15 protein-coding genes and 1 riboswitch are annotated in these 18,632 nt (G+C 32.3%); of the genes, 13 read left to right on the top strand and 2 right to left on the bottom strand.

Annotation, left to right across the window (positions count from 1 at the left end; genetic code table 11):
- Positions 1-10 precede the first annotated feature (10 nt).
- Positions 11-1,075, top strand: coding sequence for a butyrate kinase (buk, locus tag DWX74_RS02110; protein ID WP_118548482.1), 1,065 nt, complete (start codon positions 11-13; stop codon positions 1,073-1,075).
- Positions 1,076-1,148: 73 nt separating this feature from the next.
- Here buk and DWX74_RS02105 read toward each other — a convergent pair whose 3' ends face one another.
- The gene (locus DWX74_RS02105) at positions 1,149-2,603 is read right to left on the bottom strand and encodes a carbon starvation CstA family protein (RefSeq protein WP_118548481.1); all 1,455 of its coding nucleotides are present in this window, start codon (positions 2,601-2,603) and stop codon (positions 1,149-1,151) included.
- 662 nt (positions 2,604-3,265) lie between these two features.
- Here DWX74_RS02105 and nadA point away from each other — a divergent pair.
- The 12 genes from nadA (at position 3,266) to grdD (ending at position 16,847) form a co-directional block, all read left to right on the top strand.
- Positions 3,266-4,186, top strand: a complete 921-nt coding sequence (gene nadA, locus DWX74_RS02100) for a quinolinate synthase NadA (protein WP_006439075.1) — start codon at positions 3,266-3,268, stop codon at positions 4,184-4,186.
- A 17-nt stretch (positions 4,187-4,203) separates the two neighbouring features.
- Positions 4,204-5,511: an L-aspartate oxidase gene (locus tag DWX74_RS02095; RefSeq protein ID WP_118548480.1), complete on the top strand. Its 1,308-nt coding sequence runs from the start codon at positions 4,204-4,206 to the stop codon at positions 5,509-5,511.
- Positions 5,489-6,325 carry a carboxylating nicotinate-nucleotide diphosphorylase gene (gene nadC / locus DWX74_RS02090; protein WP_199647511.1) on the top strand — a complete coding sequence of 279 codons (837 nt, stop codon included), beginning with the start codon at positions 5,489-5,491 and terminating at the stop codon, positions 6,323-6,325. The genes DWX74_RS02095 and nadC overlap by 23 nt, the downstream gene beginning before the upstream one ends.
- Before the next feature lie 63 nt (positions 6,326-6,388).
- Positions 6,389-8,071, top strand: coding sequence for a M3 family oligoendopeptidase (locus DWX74_RS02085; RefSeq protein WP_118548479.1), 1,683 nt, complete (start codon positions 6,389-6,391; stop codon positions 8,069-8,071).
- Positions 8,072-8,440: 369 nt separating this feature from the next.
- A riboswitch (glycine riboswitch) is annotated at positions 8,441-8,546 on the top strand.
- Between the two features lie 98 nt (positions 8,547-8,644).
- Positions 8,645-9,019 carry a GrdX family protein gene (locus tag DWX74_RS02075; protein ID WP_199647509.1) on the top strand — a complete coding sequence of 125 codons (375 nt, stop codon included), beginning with the start codon at positions 8,645-8,647 and terminating at the stop codon, positions 9,017-9,019.
- A gap of 173 nt (positions 9,020-9,192) precedes the next feature.
- Positions 9,193-10,143: a thioredoxin-disulfide reductase gene (gene trxB / locus DWX74_RS02070; RefSeq protein ID WP_118548477.1), complete on the top strand. Its 951-nt coding sequence runs from the start codon at positions 9,193-9,195 to the stop codon at positions 10,141-10,143.
- A gap of 104 nt (positions 10,144-10,247) precedes the next feature.
- On the top strand, positions 10,248-10,565 hold the full coding sequence (gene trxA, locus DWX74_RS02065; RefSeq protein ID WP_040410274.1) for a thioredoxin TrxA: 318 nt from the start codon (positions 10,248-10,250) through the stop codon (positions 10,563-10,565).
- 73 nt (positions 10,566-10,638) lie between these two features.
- Positions 10,639-11,925 carry a glycine/sarcosine/betaine reductase component B subunit gene (locus tag DWX74_RS02060; RefSeq protein WP_118548476.1) on the top strand — a complete coding sequence of 429 codons (1,287 nt, stop codon included), beginning with the start codon at positions 10,639-10,641 and terminating at the stop codon, positions 11,923-11,925.
- A gap of 119 nt (positions 11,926-12,044) precedes the next feature.
- Positions 12,045-12,521, top strand: coding sequence for a glycine/sarcosine/betaine reductase complex selenoprotein A (gene grdA, locus DWX74_RS02055; RefSeq protein ID WP_083780535.1), 477 nt, complete (start codon positions 12,045-12,047; stop codon positions 12,519-12,521).
- 18 nt (positions 12,522-12,539) lie between these two features.
- Positions 12,540-13,847 carry a glycine reductase complex selenoprotein B gene (gene grdB, locus DWX74_RS02050; protein ID WP_118548475.1) on the top strand — a complete coding sequence of 436 codons (1,308 nt, stop codon included), beginning with the start codon at positions 12,540-12,542 and terminating at the stop codon, positions 13,845-13,847.
- 308 nt (positions 13,848-14,155) lie between these two features.
- Complete coding sequence (gene grdC, locus DWX74_RS02045) at positions 14,156-15,688, top strand: glycine/sarcosine/betaine reductase complex component C subunit beta (RefSeq protein ID WP_118548474.1); 1,533 nt, start codon at positions 14,156-14,158, stop codon at positions 15,686-15,688.
- A gap of 10 nt (positions 15,689-15,698) precedes the next feature.
- Entirely contained in the window at positions 15,699-16,847 is a 1,149-nt protein-coding gene (gene grdD, locus DWX74_RS02040) for a glycine/sarcosine/betaine reductase complex component C subunit alpha (RefSeq protein ID WP_006439088.1), read from the top strand.
- Positions 16,848-17,042: 195 nt separating this feature from the next.
- Here the strand turns inward: grdD and DWX74_RS02035 are convergent, their stop codons facing one another.
- Complete coding sequence (locus DWX74_RS02035) at positions 17,043-18,545, bottom strand: IMP dehydrogenase (protein WP_118548473.1); 1,503 nt, start codon at positions 18,543-18,545, stop codon at positions 17,043-17,045.
- Positions 18,546-18,632 lie beyond the last annotated feature (87 nt).

Raw genomic sequence — 18,632 nt, 5'->3', positions numbered from 1 at the left:
GTAATAGGTTATGAAGTTTAGAGTTTTAGCGATAAATCCAGGATCGACTTCAACTAAGGTTGCAGTTTATGATGATGAGAATTTAATAATGAGCGAGTCAATTGCACATTCTTCAGAAGAACTTTCAAAATATAAATGCAATATGGATCAGTTAGAAATGAGAACTGAAGCTATAGAAAAATTGCTTGAAGAAAAAGGGATAGATGTAAAAAGTTTAAATGCTGTAGTTGGAAGAGGTGGGGCGCTTCCACCAGTTAAATCAGGTGCGTATGGAGTAAATGATTTGATGATTGATACTCTTAAAAATAGACCAGTATTAGACCATGCTTCAAACTTAGGGGCTGTTATAGCTAAGTCCATAGCTGATTCTGTAGGTATAAATTCATTTATTTATGATTCTATTTCTGTTGATGAGATGAGTGATGTGGCAAGAATATCTGGTTTAAAAGACTTTGAAAGAACTAGTATGGGGCATGCTTTAAATACTAGAGCAATGGCTTTAAAATATGCTAAAGATAAGGGATTAGATTATAAAAGTTTGAATCTAATTGTTGCTCATGTTGGTGGAGGAGCTACTGTTTATCTTCATGAACATGGTCAGATGAGTGATATGATTTCTGATGATGAGGGTCCATTTTCACCAGATAGATCTGGTAGAGTTCCTTGTATAGCTTTAATAGAAGAATGTTATGCTAATAAATTTAGCCTATACGATATGAAAAAGAAGATAAGAGGTAAAGGTGGTATATACTCTTACCTAAATACAAACGACCTAAGAAAAGTTGAAGAAATGATATCTGATGGCGATAAATATGCTGAAATAGTATACGATGCAATGGTTTATCAGATGGCTAAGGCTATTGGAGAGATGGCAACAGTTGTAGATGGTGATGTAGATGCCATTATAGTTACAGGAGGAATAGCGCATTCTAATATGTTTACAAGTAAGCTTAAGAAAAAAGTTGGATTTATTTCTCATGTAGAGATTATGCCAGGAGAAAATGAAATGGAATCTTTAGCATTTGGAGCTTTAAGAGTATTAAAGGGAGAAGAAACTGCTAGAGAATTTAAATAATTAATATAAAAAAAGACTATGCAATTTGCATAGTCTTTTTTTATATTAATTATTAGTTATATCATGATTAAGATTAAGCTAATCTTTCACCATCAACTGTATTTTTACCTTTTTTAATAACTAAGGCTGCGTATACAATTGCTAATACAACCCCACCTATGTAAGCTATATTCATTGGTAATCTGAATCCTATCTGAGCATTTAAGATGTATGCAGATATGATGAATACATAGAACATACCTGGGATAAGTGACATGATGTAGTTTTTCTTATGAGATAATAAGTAAACTGTTATCATAGCAAATGCGAAACAAGCTATAGTCTGGTTAGCCCATGCGAAGTATCTCCATAATACGTTGAAACCTTCTGCATTTGATTTAGCGAATACTAATATAGCTGCAACTGGTATGAATATACAAGCTGATAATGTGAATCTGTTTTTCTTCTTAGTCTGGTCGATGTGAAGTGCATCACCTATCATAAGACGAACAGATCTTAAAGCTGTATCTCCTGAAGTTATAGGAAGTACTATAACACCAAGTATTGCTATAAGTCCACCTACTTTACCAAGTAAGTCATTAGCAACTATACCGATAACATCTGGAGAACCAATCTGTTCTGGAGCAACAAGACCTGGAGCATTGTAAACACCCATTGCTGCTGCTGACCATATCATAGCTATTAAACCTTCAAGTATCATCATGTCGTAGAATGTGAATTTACCTTCTCTTTCATTTGTAACAGATCTAGCTATTAAAGTAGCCTGAGTAGAGTGGAATCCTGAAACGATACCACAAGCAACTGTTACGAAGAATATAGGAAGTATTGGTAATCCCTGAGGATGAACACCCATCCAGTTTTCAGCTGTTAAAGGAGTTAAATCGTATCCTTTTACAAATATACCTATACCAACACCTATAGCTGATAATAGAAGTATTATACCAAATATAGGATAAACTCTACCTATTATCTTATCTATTGGGAATAATGTAGCTGCTAGATAGTAAGCAAATATAGCACCGTAAACAATCCAAACAACTGGGTTAGATATAACTGACTGCTGATGAAGTATCTGAGTAACAACTAAGTCCCCTGGTGTATAAATGAAAACTGCACCAACTAGTATCATTAAGAAGCAAAGGAATACGTTGTATACATTATATACACCTTTTCCTAAGTATTTTCTTATTATACCTGGCATCTGTTCACCGTTATTTCTTAAAGATATCATACCACTCATGTAGTCGTGCATTGCACCACCTAGAACACAACCTATTGGTATTAATATGAACGCTATAGGTCCAAATAATATACCCTGGATAGGTCCAAGGATAGGTCCTGTACCTGCTATGTTAAGTAGCTCGATTAGTGCGTTCTTCATTTTTTTCATAGGAACGAAGTCAACACCATCTTCAAGAGTTATTGCTGGAGTAGGTCTATCATCTGGTCCAAATACTTTTTCACAGTATTTACCATAAACCATACCACCAACTAGAAGCATTACTAGTCCAATTATGAATGCTGTCATTGTAAAACACCTCTTTTAATATAAAATTTTTATAAGAATTGTATTTTATGTTAAATTCAAAATAAAGTTAAAACAAAAAATAAATATAGTTGATAAAAAATCAACTAAAAAATTTATAATTTCAATACAAAAATACAATTATTAAAATTCAACATTGTATACAAAACTCTTTATATATAGTATACAACTATAGAATATCATAATCAAGTGTGAAAAATATGCGATAATATCAAATAAAAATAAAGAAATTAATGAAAAAAATAAAGTAAAGAAAGAGTAGTTAGGAAAAGCTTTTTTTATTTTGAGTCAATGTAAAAAAATAACTTACTATAAAAATGTTAAAAAAGTTACAGATTTATGATAATTAAAAATGATAATTTATTTATATTCGATAGAAAAAATATATGATTATATTTATTAAAAAATATAAAAATAGCTAAAAATAAATATAAATGATAAAAAAATAACAAATAATAAAATTTTTAAATCATTTGAAAATGATAGAATTTCTATCAAATATGTTAAAAATTTCTTTATCATTGAAGAAGATAAAGTATAATGCTATAATAATTTTGAGTTATAATTAGAAAATAAAAAATAAAATCGTAAGATTGTCAAAAAAACTAGATAAAAAAATAACAAGAAAGTGGTGTACAAATAACATGAACGAAAATTTAGTAAGCAAAATTAAAGAGCTTAAAAAAGAGAGAAATGCTATAATATTAGCTCACTTCTATCAGCCGCCTGAAATACAGGCGATAGCAGACGAAGTAGGAGATTCTTATTATTTAAGTGAAATAGCTAGAGATTGTAAGGAAGAAGTTATAGTATTCTGTGGGGTTAAATTTATGGGAGAAAGTGCAAAAATACTTTCACCAGAAAAAACTGTACTTATGCCTGTGAAGAATGCTGGTTGTGTAATGGCAGATATGGCTAGCGAAAAGGCTGTTATAGAAATGAAAGAAAAATATCCAGAAGCATTAACAGTATGTTATATAAATTCAACTGCTGATGTTAAAGCTCATTGTGATGTGTCTGTTACATCATCAAGTGCTTTAAAAATACTAGGTAATGTTGAAAATAAACAGATATTATTCTTACCTGATAGAAACTTAGGTGGATATATAGCAGAACATTTCCCAGAAAAAGAATTTATACTTTGGGATGGATGTTGTACAATTCACGATAGAATAAAAGAAAGTGAAGTAACTGAGTTAAAAGAAGCTCATCCAAATGCAAAGGTATTAGTTCATCCAGAATGTAGAAAAGAAATAAGAAGTATGGGAGATTTTGTTGGAAGTACTTCTGGAATAATAAAATATGCTACAGAAAATGAAGCTAAAGAATTTATAGTAGCTACAGAAGAAGGAATATTATACGAGCTACAGAAAAAAAATCCTGATAAAAAATTCTATTTCCCAGGAGGAAATGGTGCAATACAGTGTGGTGATATGAAAAAGACTACATTAGAAAACTTATATAATACTTTACTAAATATGGAAAATGAAGTTATAGTAGAAGAAAATGTTAGAGTTAATGCTTTAAATTCACTACTTAATATGCACAAATTATCAGAGGGATAAAAAATCGAGGGATAAAAATGAAATTAGAAAAAGATGTTTTAATTGTGGGCAGTGGAGTAGCTGGACTTTACTGTGCTCTTAATTTAAATCCAGAACTAAATGTAACAGTAATATCTAAATCAACTATGGACAATAATAATACATATCTTGCTCAAGGTGGTATATCTACTGCATTAAATGAAGCGGATATTAAACCATTTGTAGAAGATACTATGAAAGCGGGAAGATATGAAAATAGAGAAGAGGCTGTTCAGGTATTAGCTGAAGAGTCTATTGAAAATATATCTCAGATAGTTGAAGAATATGGTATGCCACTTGATATGGAAGATGGAAAGATAGATTATACTAGAGAAGGTGCTCACAGAGTAAATAGAATAGTTCACTGCAAAGATAATACAGGGGAAATAGTATATAAAACTCTTTATAAAGCAGCACTTACTAGAAACAATATAGAAATGATAGAAGATGCAACTCTTCTAGATATAATAACAGAAGATGGCAAATGTATCGGAGCTAGAGTATTCAAAGATGGAGAAGAAATGCATATATTTGCGAAAGATGTAGTATTAGCTTGTGGAGGTATTGGAGGATTATTCAAAAACTCTACAAACCAAAGACATTTAACTGGAGATGGTATAGCTATAGCTCTAAAAAATGGAGTAGAAGTAGAAAATCTAAACTACATACAGATACATCCAACAGCATTCTATGAAGAAAATTCAAATGGAAGAAGAATGCTGATATCTGAATCTTTAAGAGGAGAAGGTGCTCTTCTTAAAAATAAAGATGGAGAAAGATTTGTAGATGAATTACTACCAAGGGACGTTGTATCTCATGCGATATTTGAACAGATGAAAAAAGATGGAACAGATTATGTATATCTAGATGCTAGACACCTTGGAGAAGAGTATTTAAAAAATAGATTTACATTTATATACAACGGATGCTTAGAAAGAGGTACTAATATAGGTACAGATCTAATAAAAGTATCTCCAGCACAGCATTACTTTATGGGTGGAATCCATGTAGATCTTAATTCAAAAACTACTATGGACCATCTATATGCAGTAGGTGAAGTTAGTTGTACAGGGGTACACGGTGCTAATAGATTAGCAAGTAACTCATTACTTGAAGGATTAGTGTTCTCAAAAAGAGCAGCAAATGATATAAATGCACATATAAAAGATACAGAACTTGTTACTAAAGAACTTCCAAATCTTGAAGTTTCTGTAGATGAATTAATGAAAGAAAATAAAATGAAAGTTATTGATGAAATAGTTAAAATTAGCGAGGATTTCGATTATGAATTATTTGATTGTAGATAAGATGATAAGAGAAGCCCTTATAGAAGATATTCCAAATGAAGATATAAGTACTAATTCTGTAGTTGGTGAAGAATCAAGATCTACAGTAGATCTTATATGTAAAGCAGATGGAGTAATAGCAGGGCTTGGAGTATATAAAAGAGTATTCGATATACTTGGAGATGTTGAAATAGAATTCTTTGTAAAAGATGGAGATAAAGTACAGAATAAACAGTTATTAGCTAAACTTACAGGAAGTACTAGAAATCTTTTAATGGGAGAAAGAGTTGCACTTAATTACCTTCAGAGAATGAGTGGTATAGCAACTATGACTAATAAGTTTGTAGAAAAATTAGAAGGAAGTAATACAAAATTATTAGATAGTAGAAAAACTATACCTAATCTTAGAATATTAGATAAATATTCTGTTAAAATGGGTGGTGGAAACAACCATAGAATGAATTTATCTGATGCTGTAATGCTTAAAGATAACCATATAGGAGCTGCTGGTGGTGTAAAAGAAGCTATAGAAGCAGCTAGAAACTACGCATCTTTTGTTACTAAAATAGAAGTTGAGGTTGAAACTTTAGATATGGTTAAAGAAGCTGTGGAAGCTGGAGCAGATATAATAATGTTAGACAACATGGACTTAGAAACTGCTAAAAAAGCTTTAGAGATAATAGATCATAGAGCTATAGTAGAATTCTCTGGAAATGTTACATTAGATAATATAGAAGAGATAGGTAAAATAGGTGTTGATGTTGTATCTTCAGGAGCGCTTACTCATTCAGTAAAAGCACTTGATATAAGTATGAAAAACTTAAAAAATATATAATTATATATAAAAAGATAGCTGTATAGGATAATTCTTATACAGCTTTTTTTGAGAGGTGGTAAGATGAAATTTTCAGAGTATAAATATGAAAGACCAAGTTTTGAAGAGATTAATAAAAAAATAATATCATTAATAAATGATATAAAAAAAAGTGATAATTTTGAAAAATTTGATAAAAATATAGTAGAAATAAATAAAATAAGAAATCATGTAGAGAGTATGAAGACACTAGCATCTATAAATTATAGTATAAATACTCATGATGAAAAGATAGCTATAGAAAATAGATATTGGGATGAGTATGGTCCAGAGTATAAAAAAATAGATAAGATATTTTATGAAACTATTGTAAATTCAGACTTTAAAACAGATATAGAAGCTAAATATGGAAAGCATTTTTATAAACTTGTAGAGTTTAGTTTAAAGGAATTTTCAGATGAAATAGTTGATGATTTAAAAATAGAGAATAAACTTTGTTCTGAGTATACTAAGTTATTAGCATCTGCAAAAATATTTTATGATGGCAAGTATAATAACTTATCACAAATGAATAAATATATGTTATCAGAAAACAGAGATGAAAGAAGAATGGCATCAGAAAAATTCTATAATTATTTTGAATCAATTGAAGACAAATTCAATTCGAATTTTGATGAGTTAGTAGAAGTGAGAAATAGAATTGCTAAAAAGTTGGGATATGATAATTTTGTAGAGTTAGGATATGTCAGAATGAAAAGAACTGAATATGGGGAAGCCGATGTAGCTAAATTTAGAGATGAGGTTAGAAAAAAATGGATTTCATTAGTTGATGAGCTTAATAAACAAAAGAAATGTAGACTAGAAATAGACGAGTTAAAATATTACGATGATGATATTGAATACCCTGGTTGGAATATGGAGCCCGTTACAGATTATGAAGAAACTTTAGGAGCAGCATCAAAAATGTACCACGAGTTGTCTAAGGAAACTGGGGAATTTTTCGATTTTATGGTAAAAAATGAGTTTATGGATTTAGAAACAAAAGAATCTAAAGGATTTGGGGGATATTGTACTTATATTCCAGAAATAAAAGCACCGTTTATTTTTTCTAATTTCAATAAGACTTTTGATGATGTGGATACATTGACTCATGAAGCAGGACATGCATTCCAATTGTACATGTCTAAAGATATAGATATGCCAGAAATAAACTTCCCTACGTTAGATTGTTGTGAGATACACTCTATGTCTATGGAACTTTTGACTTGGCCTTGGATGAAGCTATTTTTCAAAGAAGATAATGAAAAATTTAAAAGGACACATATGGCTACAATTGTTAGATTAATTCCATATTGTATGGTAGTTGACGAGTTTCAGCATATTGTATATAAAAATCCAAAACTTTCTCCAGAAGAAAGAAATTCGGAGTGGAGAAGACTAGAGAAAATATATACGCCATGGAAAGATTATGATGGAAATGATTTTTTAGAAAAAGGTTGTTGGTGGTTTAAGCAAGGACATATATTTAAAAATCCATTTTATTATATAGACTATGCTCTTGCTGAAGTTTGTGCACTTCAAATTTGGGCTGATATGCAAGACGATTATGATAGAGTTTTAGAAAAATATATACGTATTTGTAGAGATGCTGGCAAGAGATCTTTTGTGGAAACAGTTGAAGAGGGTGAACTAAAATCACCTTTTGAAAAGGATTGTCTAGATATAATTATAGAAAAAATCTATAATTGGAGCATTGGTAAGATATAAATAAATCGATAATAAAAAGACTTGTTTCAAAAGTATATTAAATATCAATAAAATAAATATATATATATATATATATATATAAAATACAATATAAATTTTAAAATATATATAGAAAATTAAATAAATCATATAAAAATAGCCCCAAAATAAAAAAAATATGACTAACAACCTTAATGAACAATCAAAGATGTAAGTGGCTAAAGTTAAGTATATAACTAACTTTTATAAGTTGTTAGAAAAATATGTGAAAAACATTTGAAAATTTAATAGAAAAAATTTAAAAAAAAGACTTGATATTTGTATCGAAAATTTATATACTAAACTTAACAAATATAGAAACAGACAAAAATAAAAAGTTTATATTTCTGGATGAAGCGTATAGGAGACTTCCTTAAATGGGGACCGAAGGTACAAATGTTTACTATTTCCCAATAGTAAATGTGAAATTCTCAGGTGAATATACTATATTGCGGACAGATCTCTGAAGATGAATTTTGACAGGGAAGACAAATTGGGAGATTTGTTTTCTCTGTTTTTTTGTTTAAAGTTTCTAGGATGAAAGAGAGTGTAAAGATGTTTATAGTAACAAATAATTCTAAAATAAAAGAAAGTTTTCCTGAAAAGGATGTAAGACTTATTGATACATCTTACATAGGTGTTCTTGAAGAATGCAGAAAATACATTCACAAAGGATGTAAACTACTTTCACACCCACTTTATGGAAGTGTAAAACCTAATGAAACTCCTTACAGAACAGTTATAATGGCTGAAGGAAAAGGGGTGGATTATCAGTCAGTGGAACTAATAGAAGATGCAATAAATACAGCTTCTAAATTCCAAAATGATAAGAAAACTCCTAACTGGATAGAAAGAGTAATGGATGATTTTAGAGTTATAGATTTAGATATAATGACTAATACAATCTCAAGAATCCAGTATGAGTATTAAAAGAATAGTATTATATTTATCTTTGTGGAAAACATTTACAAATGTATTTGTGCAACGGGAAAACATTTTCGAAGTGTTATACTAGTAATTACTATTCAAAAATATAATATTGTTTTAAATTTTGAATTTTAAATTAATAAAAAGATTTATATTTCAATCAGGAGGATGACGAAATGGAAAATTTATATGACATAGTCATAATCGGTGGAGGACCAGCTGGACTAGCTGCAGGAATATATGGAGCTAGAGCTAAAATGAAAACTCTAATATTAGAAAAAACTAAAAACGGTGGACAGATAGTTATAACTCACGAAGTTGCAAACTATCCTGGATCTGTTGAAAATGCAAGTGGTCCATCTTTAACAGCTAGAATGGTTCAGCAGTGTGATGAATTCGGTGCTGAAATAAAAAGAGATGGTGTAGTTGAAGTTCAGCTTGAAGGAGATATAAAAGTATTAAAATGTGAAAGTGGTACAGAATATAGAGCTAAAGCTGTTATAGTTGCAGCTGGTGCTAGCCCAAGAAAAATAGGATGCCCAGGAGAAGCAGAATTCACTGGTAAAGGTGTTTCTTACTGTGCAACTTGTGACGCTGACTTCTTTGAAGACTTCGAAGTATTCGTAGTTGGTGGAGGAGACAGTGCTTTAGAAGAAGCTATGTACTTAACTAAATTCGCTAGAAAAGTTACAATAGTTCACAGAAGACAGGGATTCAGATGTGCTAAGAGTATAGAAGAAAAAGCTAGAAAGAACCCTAAAATAGAATTCTTACTAGATACAGTAGTTGAAGAAATAAAAGGTGACGGAATACTAGAATCTGTAGTATTCAAAAACAAAGTTACTGGAGAAACTCATGAATATTTCGCTGATGAAGAAGACGGAACAATGGGTGTATTCGTATTCATAGGTGTTATAGCTCAGACTGACTTATACAAAGGTATATTAGATATGGACGAACAGAACTACTTATTAACTGACGACCACATGAGAACTAACATACCAGGTGTATTCGCAGCTGGTGACTGTAGACAGAAACCTTTAAGACAGGTTGTTACTGCAACAGCTGATGGTGCAATAGCTGCTACTCAGGCTGAAAAATACATAGAAGAACATTTTGCTGAATAATCAGTGAAAGATAATAACAATTAATAAAATATAAAAAGCATATACTCTGGAAGCCTTTTGGCTTCCAGGTAAAATAAATAAAAAATTGGAGGAACAAAAAAATGATGTTAGCATTAGACAAAGATACATTCGCAACAGAAGTATTAGAAGCAGAAGGATACGTATTCGTAGATTACTGGAGTCAGGGATGTGAACCATGTAAAGCTTTAATGCCAGAAGTACATGAATTAGCTGAAAAATATGCTGCAGGAATGAAATTCTGTGAAATGGACATAACAAAAGCAAGAAGACTTGCTATAAAACAAAAAGTTTTAGGACTTCCAACATTAGCTGTTTACAAAGACGGAGAAAAAATAGACGAAGTTACTAAAGATGATGCAACAATAGCTAACATAGAAGCTATGATTAAAAAATACGTTTAAGAGCCTATTATTAGCTTTTAATTAATTTATTTTAAAAGGTTAATTTTATACAAAATTTTATGGGAGGTGCGTTATGCGTCTTGAATTAGGAAAAATCTTTATAAAAGATGTTCAGTTTGGTGAAAAAACTGAAGTTAAAGATGGTGTTTTATTCGTAAACAAAGAAGAGATGCTACAGGAAATAGGTGGAGATGAACATATCAAATCAATAGATATAGAATTAGCTCACCCAGGCGAAAGCATAAGAATAACACCAGTTAAAGATGTTATCGAACCAAGAGTTAAGGTAGAAGGTAACGGAGGAGTATTCCCAGGTATCATATCTAAAGTTGATACAGTTGGTGAAGGTAGAACTCACGCATTAAAAGGTGTTGCTGTAGTTACAACTGGTAAAATAGTTGGTTTCCAGGAAGGTATAGTAGACATGACAGGAGAAGGAGCTAAATATACTCCATTCTCAAAATTAAACAACGTTGTTGTTATAGCTGAACCAGTAGATGGTTTAAGACAGCATGATCATGAAAAAGCTGTTAGAATGATAGGATTCAAAGCTGCTGCTTACTTAGGAAAAGTTGCTAAAGAACTTACTCCTGATGAAGTATCTGTATATGAAACTAAACCATTATTCGAACAGGCTGCAGAATATCCAGAACTTCCAAAAGTTGGATATGTTTACATGCTTCAGACTCAGGGACTATTACACGATACTTACGTATACGGTGTAGATGCTAAACAGATAGTTCCAACAATACTTTACCCAACAGAAGTACTTGATACTGCTATAGTAAGTGGTAACTGTGTTTCTGCATGTGACAAAAACCCAAGTTATGTACACATGAACAACGGTGTAATAGAAGAATTATATGCTCAGCACGGAAAAGAAATAAACTTCATGGGTGTTATAATAACTAATGAAAATGTTTACTTAGCTGACAAAGAAAGATCTTCAAACTGGTCTTCAAAATTATGTAAATACCTTGGATTAGATGCTGTTATAGTATCTCAGGAAGGTTTCGGTAACCCTGATACAGACTTAATAATGAACTGTAAAAAAATAGAAATGCAGGGTGTTAAAACTGTTATAGTAACAGATGAATATGCTGGTAGAGATGGTGCTTCTCAGTCATTAGCAGATGCAGATGTTAGAGCAAATGCTGTTGTAACTGGAGGAAATGCTAACCAGGTTATAAACTTACCTAAACTTGATAGAGTTATAGGACATATAGAAGCAGTTGATGTAATAGCAGGTGGAGCTGCTGGTGCATTAAGACCAGACGGAACTATAGAAGTAGAAATACAGGCTATAACTGGTGCTACTAACGAAACTGGTTTCGGATATTTAACTGCAAAAGGATATTAATCAATATCTAAATAATAAAAATCAACTTTACAGTGATAGACTGTAAATATAAAAATATAAAAAATAATAAGAATAAAAATATAAAAAATAATAAGAAAAATAAAATTAGGAGGACTATTATGAGCGTACTTGAAAATAAAAAGGTCATGATAATAGGCGACCGTGATGGTGTGCCAGGACCTGCAATAGAAGAATGTGTTAAAACAGTTGACAGCGCAGAAGTTATATTCTCAGCAACAGAATGTTTCGTCTGAACAGCTGCTGGGGCTATGGACTTAGAAAATCAGAAGAGAGTTAAAGATGCTGCCGATAAATTCGGAGCTGAAAATCTTGTGATATTACTAGGTGCCGCTGAAGCCGAAGCTGCAGGTCTTGCAGCAGAAACAGTTACAGCAGGAGACCCTACTTTTGCTGGACCTTTAGCAGGTGTTGAATTAGGATTAGCAGTATACCACGTTGTTGAAGAAGAAGTTAAAGAATTATTCGACGAAGAAGTTTACGAAGAACAGGTTGGAATGATGGAAATGGTTCTTGAAGTAGACGAAATAGCTGACGAAATGAAAGAAATAAGAGACGAATATTGTAAATACAATTAATTCTAGGAGGACAATGAAATGGCAATAAAAGCAGTTCATTATGTAAACCAGTTCTTCGCTGGAATAGGTGGAGAAGAAAAAGCCGATACTAAGCCACACGTGGCAGAAACTTTACCTCCTATAAGCGTACAGCTTAATAGTAAATTAGGTGAAGATATAGAAATAGTTGCTACAGTTGTTTGTGGTGACAGTTACTTCGGTGAAAATATGGATGAAGCAAGTGCAGAAGTACTTGAATTAATAAAAAGTTTCGAACCAGAATTATTCATAGCTGGTCCTGCATTCAATGCTGGTAGATACGGTGTTGCAGCAGGTACTATAACAAAAGTTGTTAAAGAAGCTTTAAATATACCTTGCTTAACAGGTATGTATATAGAAAACCCAGGTGCAGATATGTTCAAAAAAGACTTATATATAGTTGAAACAGCAGACTCTGCAGCAGGAATGAGAAAAGCACTTCCTAAAATAGCTAAATTAGCTCAGAAATTAGCTAAAGGAGAAGAAATAGGTTCTCCAGCTGAAGAAGGATACATAGCAAGAGGAGTTAGAGTTAACTACTTTGCAGAAGAAAGAGGATCTAAGAGAGCAGTAGATATGCTTATCAAGAAAATAAAAGGTGAAGAATTCGTAACTGAATATCCAATGCCTGACTTCGATAGAGTAGATCCTAACCCAGCTGTAAAAGATTTATCTAAAGCTACAATAGCATTAGTTACTTCTGGTGGTATAGTTCCAAAAGGAAACCCAGACAGAATAGAATCTTCATCAGCATCTAAATACGGTGAATACTGCTTAGACGGTGTAATGGATCTTACTGAAGAAACTTACGAAACTGCTCACGGTGGATTCGACCCAGTTTACTGTAACGAAGACTCTGATAGAGTTTTACCAGTAGACGTTTTAAGAGATTTAGAAAAAGAAGGCGTAATAGGAAAATTACACAACTACTTCTACTCAACAGTTGGTAATGGTACTGCAGTTGCAAGTTCTAAAAAATTCGCAGCTGAATACGCTAAAAAATTAGTTGAAGCTGGAGTAGATGCTGTTATACTAACATCTACTTGAGGTACTTGTACTCGTTGCGGTGCAACTATGGTAAAAGAAATAGAAAGAGCTGGACTACCAGTAGTACACATGTGTACAGTAGTTCCAATATCTTTAACAGTTGGAGCTAACAGAATAGTTCCTACAATAGCTATACCTCATCCTTTAGGAAATCCTGCTTTAACTCATGAAGAAGAAAAATCTTTAAGAAGAGGTTTAGTAGAAAAAGCATTACATGCATTAACTGTAGAAGTTGATGGACAGACAGTATTCGAAGACTAGTCTATAAAAGCTAATAGTACTTGAAATAATAGATTTCGCGGATGCTTTCGGGCATCTGCGGAATCTATAATAATATTAAGAGAATTATATTAAGATTTTTTTATTTTTAAATTATTTATATATGACGTGAGATTTATATATTAGAAAATATATTAGATCCCAAAAATAAAATTATTTGAAACTATCTTACAAATTAGATAAGATTTGAGCAAAAATTTTGCTTTAATGATTTTGAAAATAATTAATTTTATTAATTATAAATAAAATTTTTATCATAAACAAAGAATAAATAGCGGGGGTGCCGAAAAATGACTTTTCCAGTATTTAAAAGTGCAGGATATGTACTAGTTCATACACCAGATATGATAGTACAGAATGGTAGTACATGTGTAGTAGAAAGAGCTACAAATCCAGACTCTGATTTCCTAAAAGAAGTAGGAAGCCATATAAGAAGCTACGAAGATGTAGTTAACTATATGCCAAACCAGGTTTATATAGGAAACAATAGACCAGAAGAATTAAACGATATGCCTTTACCTTGGTGCGAAACTAAAGTTGAAGGAAAAAGAGAAGGTAAAATGGGTGAAATAATGCCTCAGGACGAATTCATAGCTTTAATGCAGATATGTGACGTATTCGACTTAGTTGAATTATCAGAAGAATTCGTTTCAGAAGTAAAACCTAAAATAGAAGCTAACTATCCAGAACTAGCTCCTTTCATGGACAAATTAAGAGCTTGTGATATATCAAATGCAGAAGAATTAATAGCTTCTCATGCAGCAGAAGTTTTAATGCATGAAGGAAAAATGGTTGGATACGTTAGAGCAGCTCATGATGTTGACGTTAACTTAAACGCTCATACAATGTTCGAAAACTTAGTTGTTAAAGCATCTGGTGTATTAGCAGCTTTACATATGTTAAGACATTCTTCAGTAGATAGAAATGAAATAGGATACGTTATAGAATGTTCTGAAGAAGCTTGTGGAGATATAAACCAGAGAGGTGGAGGAAACTTCGCTAAATCTATAGCTGAAATGGCTGGAATACAGAACGCAACAGGATCAGATACTAGAGGATTCTGTGCAGGACCTACTCATGCATTAATACATGCAGCAGCTCTTGTAAAAGCTGGAATATACAAACACGTAATGGTAGTAGCTGGTGGAGCAACTGCTAAATTAGGTATGAATGCTAAAGACCACGTTAAAAAAGGTCTTCCAGTATTAGAAGACGTTGTTGGAGGATTCGCAGTATTAGTATCTGAAAACGACGGTGTTAGCCCAATGATAAGAACTGACTTAGTTGGTAACCATACTGTTGCTACAGGATCAGCTCCTCAGGCTGTTATGGGTGCTTTAATAGCAGAAGGAATAGACAAAGGTAACTTAAAAATAACTGATATAGATGTATTCTCTGTAGAAATGCAGAACCCAGATATAACTAAACCAGCTGGTGCAGGTAACGTACCAGAAGCAAACTACAAAATGATAGGTGCCCTTGCAGTTAAACGTGGAGACTTAGAAAAGAAAGAACTTAAAAACTTCATAGCTGAACACGGACTACCAGGTTGGGCTCCAACTCAGGGTCATATACCATCAGGTGTTCCTTACATAGGATTCATGATAGATGACTTAACAACTGGTGACAAAAACAGAGCTATGATAGTTGGTAAAGGAAGTTTATTCTTAGGAAGAATGACTAACTTATTCGACGGTGTATCTGTAGTTGTTGAAAGAAATAATGGTGCAGAAGAAGAAACAGCTGGTGTTTCTAAAGATGAAATCAAAAAAATAATAGCTGAAACAATGAAAAAAATGGCATTAGATATGGTGCAGGAATAGGGGTGAAATTATGTCATCAAAAAATATAATAGCAGATGTATTCCTAGAAGTAGCTAATGCAATAGAAAGTGGAGACTTCGGACCTAAAGTAAGAATAGGTTTAACAACTCTTGGAAGTGAACACGGTGTAGAAAACTTAGTTAAAGGTGCTGAATTAGCTAAATCAAAATTATTTGATATAGTTTTAATAGGACCAAAAGTTGACACTGATCTTGAAATAGTTGAAGTAAACGAAGAATCTGAAATGCATAAAAAAATGGAAGAACTTCTAGACAGCAAATACATAGATGCATGTGTAACTATGCACTATAATTTCCCAATAGGTGTTTCTACAGTTGGTAGAGTACTTACTCCAGGTAGAGGTAAAGAAATGATACTTGCTACTACTACAGGAACAAGTGCAACTAACAGAATAGAAGCAATGATAAGAAATGCTGTATACGGAATATCTGCAGCTAAATCAATAGGTATAAAAAATCCTAAAGTAGGTATATTAAACGTTGATGGAGCTAGACAGGTAGAAAAATTCTTAAAAGAATTACAGTCTAACGGATACGGAATAGAATTTGCTGAATCTATGAGAGCTGATGGAGGATGTGTAATGAGAGGTAATGACCTTCTTGCAGGTACTCCAGACGTAATGGTTACTGATACATTAACAGGAAACCTATTAATGAAAGTATTCTCTTCATTCACAACTGGTGGAGATTTCGAATCTCAGGGATTCGGATACGGACCTGGTGTAGGTGAAGACTACGATAGAAAAATATTCATAGTTTCTAGAGCATCAGGATCTCCTGTTGTTGCTAATGCATTAAAATATGCATACGAAGCTGTTCTTGGTAATGTAAGTGACGTTGCAAGAAATGAATATGCAGACGCTAAAAAAGCTGGCTTAGATAACATAATAGCTTCTCTTAACGCTAAAAAAGAAGATAAAGGTGAAGCTGAAGAAGTTAAAATGCCAGATAAAGAAGTTGTAACTCATCAGATAGCTGGTGTGGATATAATGGAACTTGATGATGCTGTTGCAGCATTATGGAAAAAAGGTATATATGCAGAAAGTGGAATGGGATGTACTGGACCAATAGTTTTAGTAAATGAAGCTAAAGGTGAAGAAGCTGCAGCACATCTTAAAGAAGCTGGTTTTATAGCATAATATCGATAAATAAAAATAATATTCTTAGATAAAAACTGGATTATGAAGAGGTTATTACAGATTACTGTGATAGCCTCTTTTTTATTTATAAAATAGACAAAGATGAAGAATAAAAATAAATTAAATAAACAAAATAGGCAAAATAAAAGGAGTAGATTTCTCTACTCCTAAATTATTTATATATTCAATTACATATTATAAGTTTCTATTGTCTTTTAGTAAAACGTCGTGTGCTCCACCTTCTACTATACTTGTAGCAGAAACTAGAGTTAATTTAGCGTTTTTCTGTAATTCTGGTATACTAAGAGCACCACAGTTACACATAGTAGATCTAACTTTAGCTAAAGAAGCATTCACGTTGTCTTTTAATGAACCAGCATATGGTACATAAGAGTCAACACCTTCTTCGAATGAAAGTTTTTTATCTCCACCAAGGTCATATCTCTGCCAGTTTCTAGCTCTTGCAGAACCTTCACCCCAGTATTCTTTCATGTAGCTTCCGTTTATATTAACTTTGTTTGTTGGAGATTCATCGAATCTAGAGAAGTATCTACCAAGCATAACAAAGTCAGAACCCATAGCAAGTGCTAAAGTTATATGATGATCGTAAACTATACCACCATCTGAACATATTGGTATATAAACACCAGTTTCTTCAAAATATTTATCTCTAGCAGCTGCAACTTCTATAACTGAAGTAGCCTGTCCTCTACCGATACCTTTCTGTTCTCTTGTTATACATATAGAACCACCACCGATACCGATTTTTATGAAGTCTGCACCAGCTTCTGCAAGGAATCTAAATCCTTCTTCGTCAACAACGTTACCAGCACCAACTTTAACAGTATCACCATAGTGTTCTCTTATCCAATCTATTGTAAGTTTCTGCCATTCAGAGAAACCTTCAGAAGAGTCTATACATAATACGTCTACACCAGCTTCAACAAGAGCAGGAACTCTTTCTGCGTAGTCTCTAGTGTTTATACCAGCACCAACAACGTATCTCTTAGAATCATCTAATAATTCAAGAGGATTTTCTTTATGAGAAGCGTAGTCTTTTCTGAATACTATGTAAACTAATTTTCCTTCATCGTCAACAACTGGAAGAGAATTTAATTTGTTATCCCATATTATGTTGTTAGCTTCTTTTAATGTAACATCTTTAGGTGCAGAAACTATCTGATCTAATGGAGTCATAAATTCAGATACTTTTGTATCTAAGTCCATTCTACTAACTCTGTAGTCACGGCTAGCAACTATACCTAATAATTTACCATGAGCTGTTCCATCATCAGTTATAGCAACTGTAGAATGTCCAGTTTTTTCTTTTAATTCAAGTATATCAGCTAATGTGCTGTCTGGAGTAAGGTTAGAATCACTTTCTACAAAACCAGCTTTGTAAGATTTAACTCTAGCTACCATAGCTGCCTGATCTTCTATAGTCTGAGAACCGTATATGAAAGATATACCACCCTCTTTAGCAAGTGCTATTGCCATGTTGTCATCAGAAACTGCCTGCATTATAGCAGAAGTCATAGGTATGTTCATTGATATTGGTGATTCTTCTTCACCTTTTCTAAATTTTACTAATGGTGTTTTTAAACTAACATTAGCAGGTATACAATTAGCTGAAGAATATCCTGGTACTAGTAGGTATTCACTAAAAGTATGAGATGGTGTTTCAAAATAATATGCCATTTCTTAAGTCACTCCTTATATAATTTTTATAAATGTAAATATATTTTTTTGTTATAAGTCAAAAAAAGACACTTGCATGGAACTACC

This window comes from Peptoclostridium sp. AF21-18 (genome assembly GCF_003478825.1).
GTDB lineage: Bacteria > Bacillota > Clostridia > Peptostreptococcales > Peptostreptococcaceae > Peptacetobacter.
This window is presented reverse-complemented; position numbering and strand designations above follow the sequence as displayed.

Excerpts from the sequence above, each read along its gene's own strand:
- DWX74_RS02085 (WP_118548479.1), top strand. The coding sequence starts at position 6,389 with ATGAAATTTTCAGAGTATAAATATGAAAGACCAAGTTTTGAAGAGATT.
- DWX74_RS02075 (WP_199647509.1), top strand. The coding sequence starts at position 8,645 with ATGTTTATAGTAACAAATAATTCTAAAATAAAAGAAAGTTTTCCTGAA.
- DWX74_RS02105 (WP_118548481.1), bottom strand. The coding sequence starts at position 2,603 with ATGACAGCATTCATAATTGGACTAGTAATGCTTCTAGTTGGTGGTATG.
- DWX74_RS02095 (WP_118548480.1), top strand. The coding sequence starts at position 4,204 with ATGAAATTAGAAAAAGATGTTTTAATTGTGGGCAGTGGAGTAGCTGGA.
- DWX74_RS02060 (WP_118548476.1), top strand. The coding sequence starts at position 10,639 with ATGCGTCTTGAATTAGGAAAAATCTTTATAAAAGATGTTCAGTTTGGT.
- trxB (WP_118548477.1), top strand. The coding sequence starts at position 9,193 with ATGGAAAATTTATATGACATAGTCATAATCGGTGGAGGACCAGCTGGA.
- buk (WP_118548482.1), top strand. The coding sequence starts at position 11 with ATGAAGTTTAGAGTTTTAGCGATAAATCCAGGATCGACTTCAACTAAG.
- grdC (WP_118548474.1), top strand. The coding sequence starts at position 14,156 with ATGACTTTTCCAGTATTTAAAAGTGCAGGATATGTACTAGTTCATACA.
- grdD (WP_006439088.1), top strand. The coding sequence starts at position 15,699 with ATGTCATCAAAAAATATAATAGCAGATGTATTCCTAGAAGTAGCTAAT.
- nadC (WP_199647511.1), top strand. The coding sequence starts at position 5,489 with ATGAATTATTTGATTGTAGATAAGATGATAAGAGAAGCCCTTATAGAA.
- trxA (WP_040410274.1), top strand. The coding sequence starts at position 10,248 with ATGTTAGCATTAGACAAAGATACATTCGCAACAGAAGTATTAGAAGCA.
- nadA (WP_006439075.1), top strand. The coding sequence starts at position 3,266 with ATGAACGAAAATTTAGTAAGCAAAATTAAAGAGCTTAAAAAAGAGAGA.
- DWX74_RS02035 (WP_118548473.1), bottom strand. The coding sequence starts at position 18,545 with ATGGCATATTATTTTGAAACACCATCTCATACTTTTAGTGAATACCTA.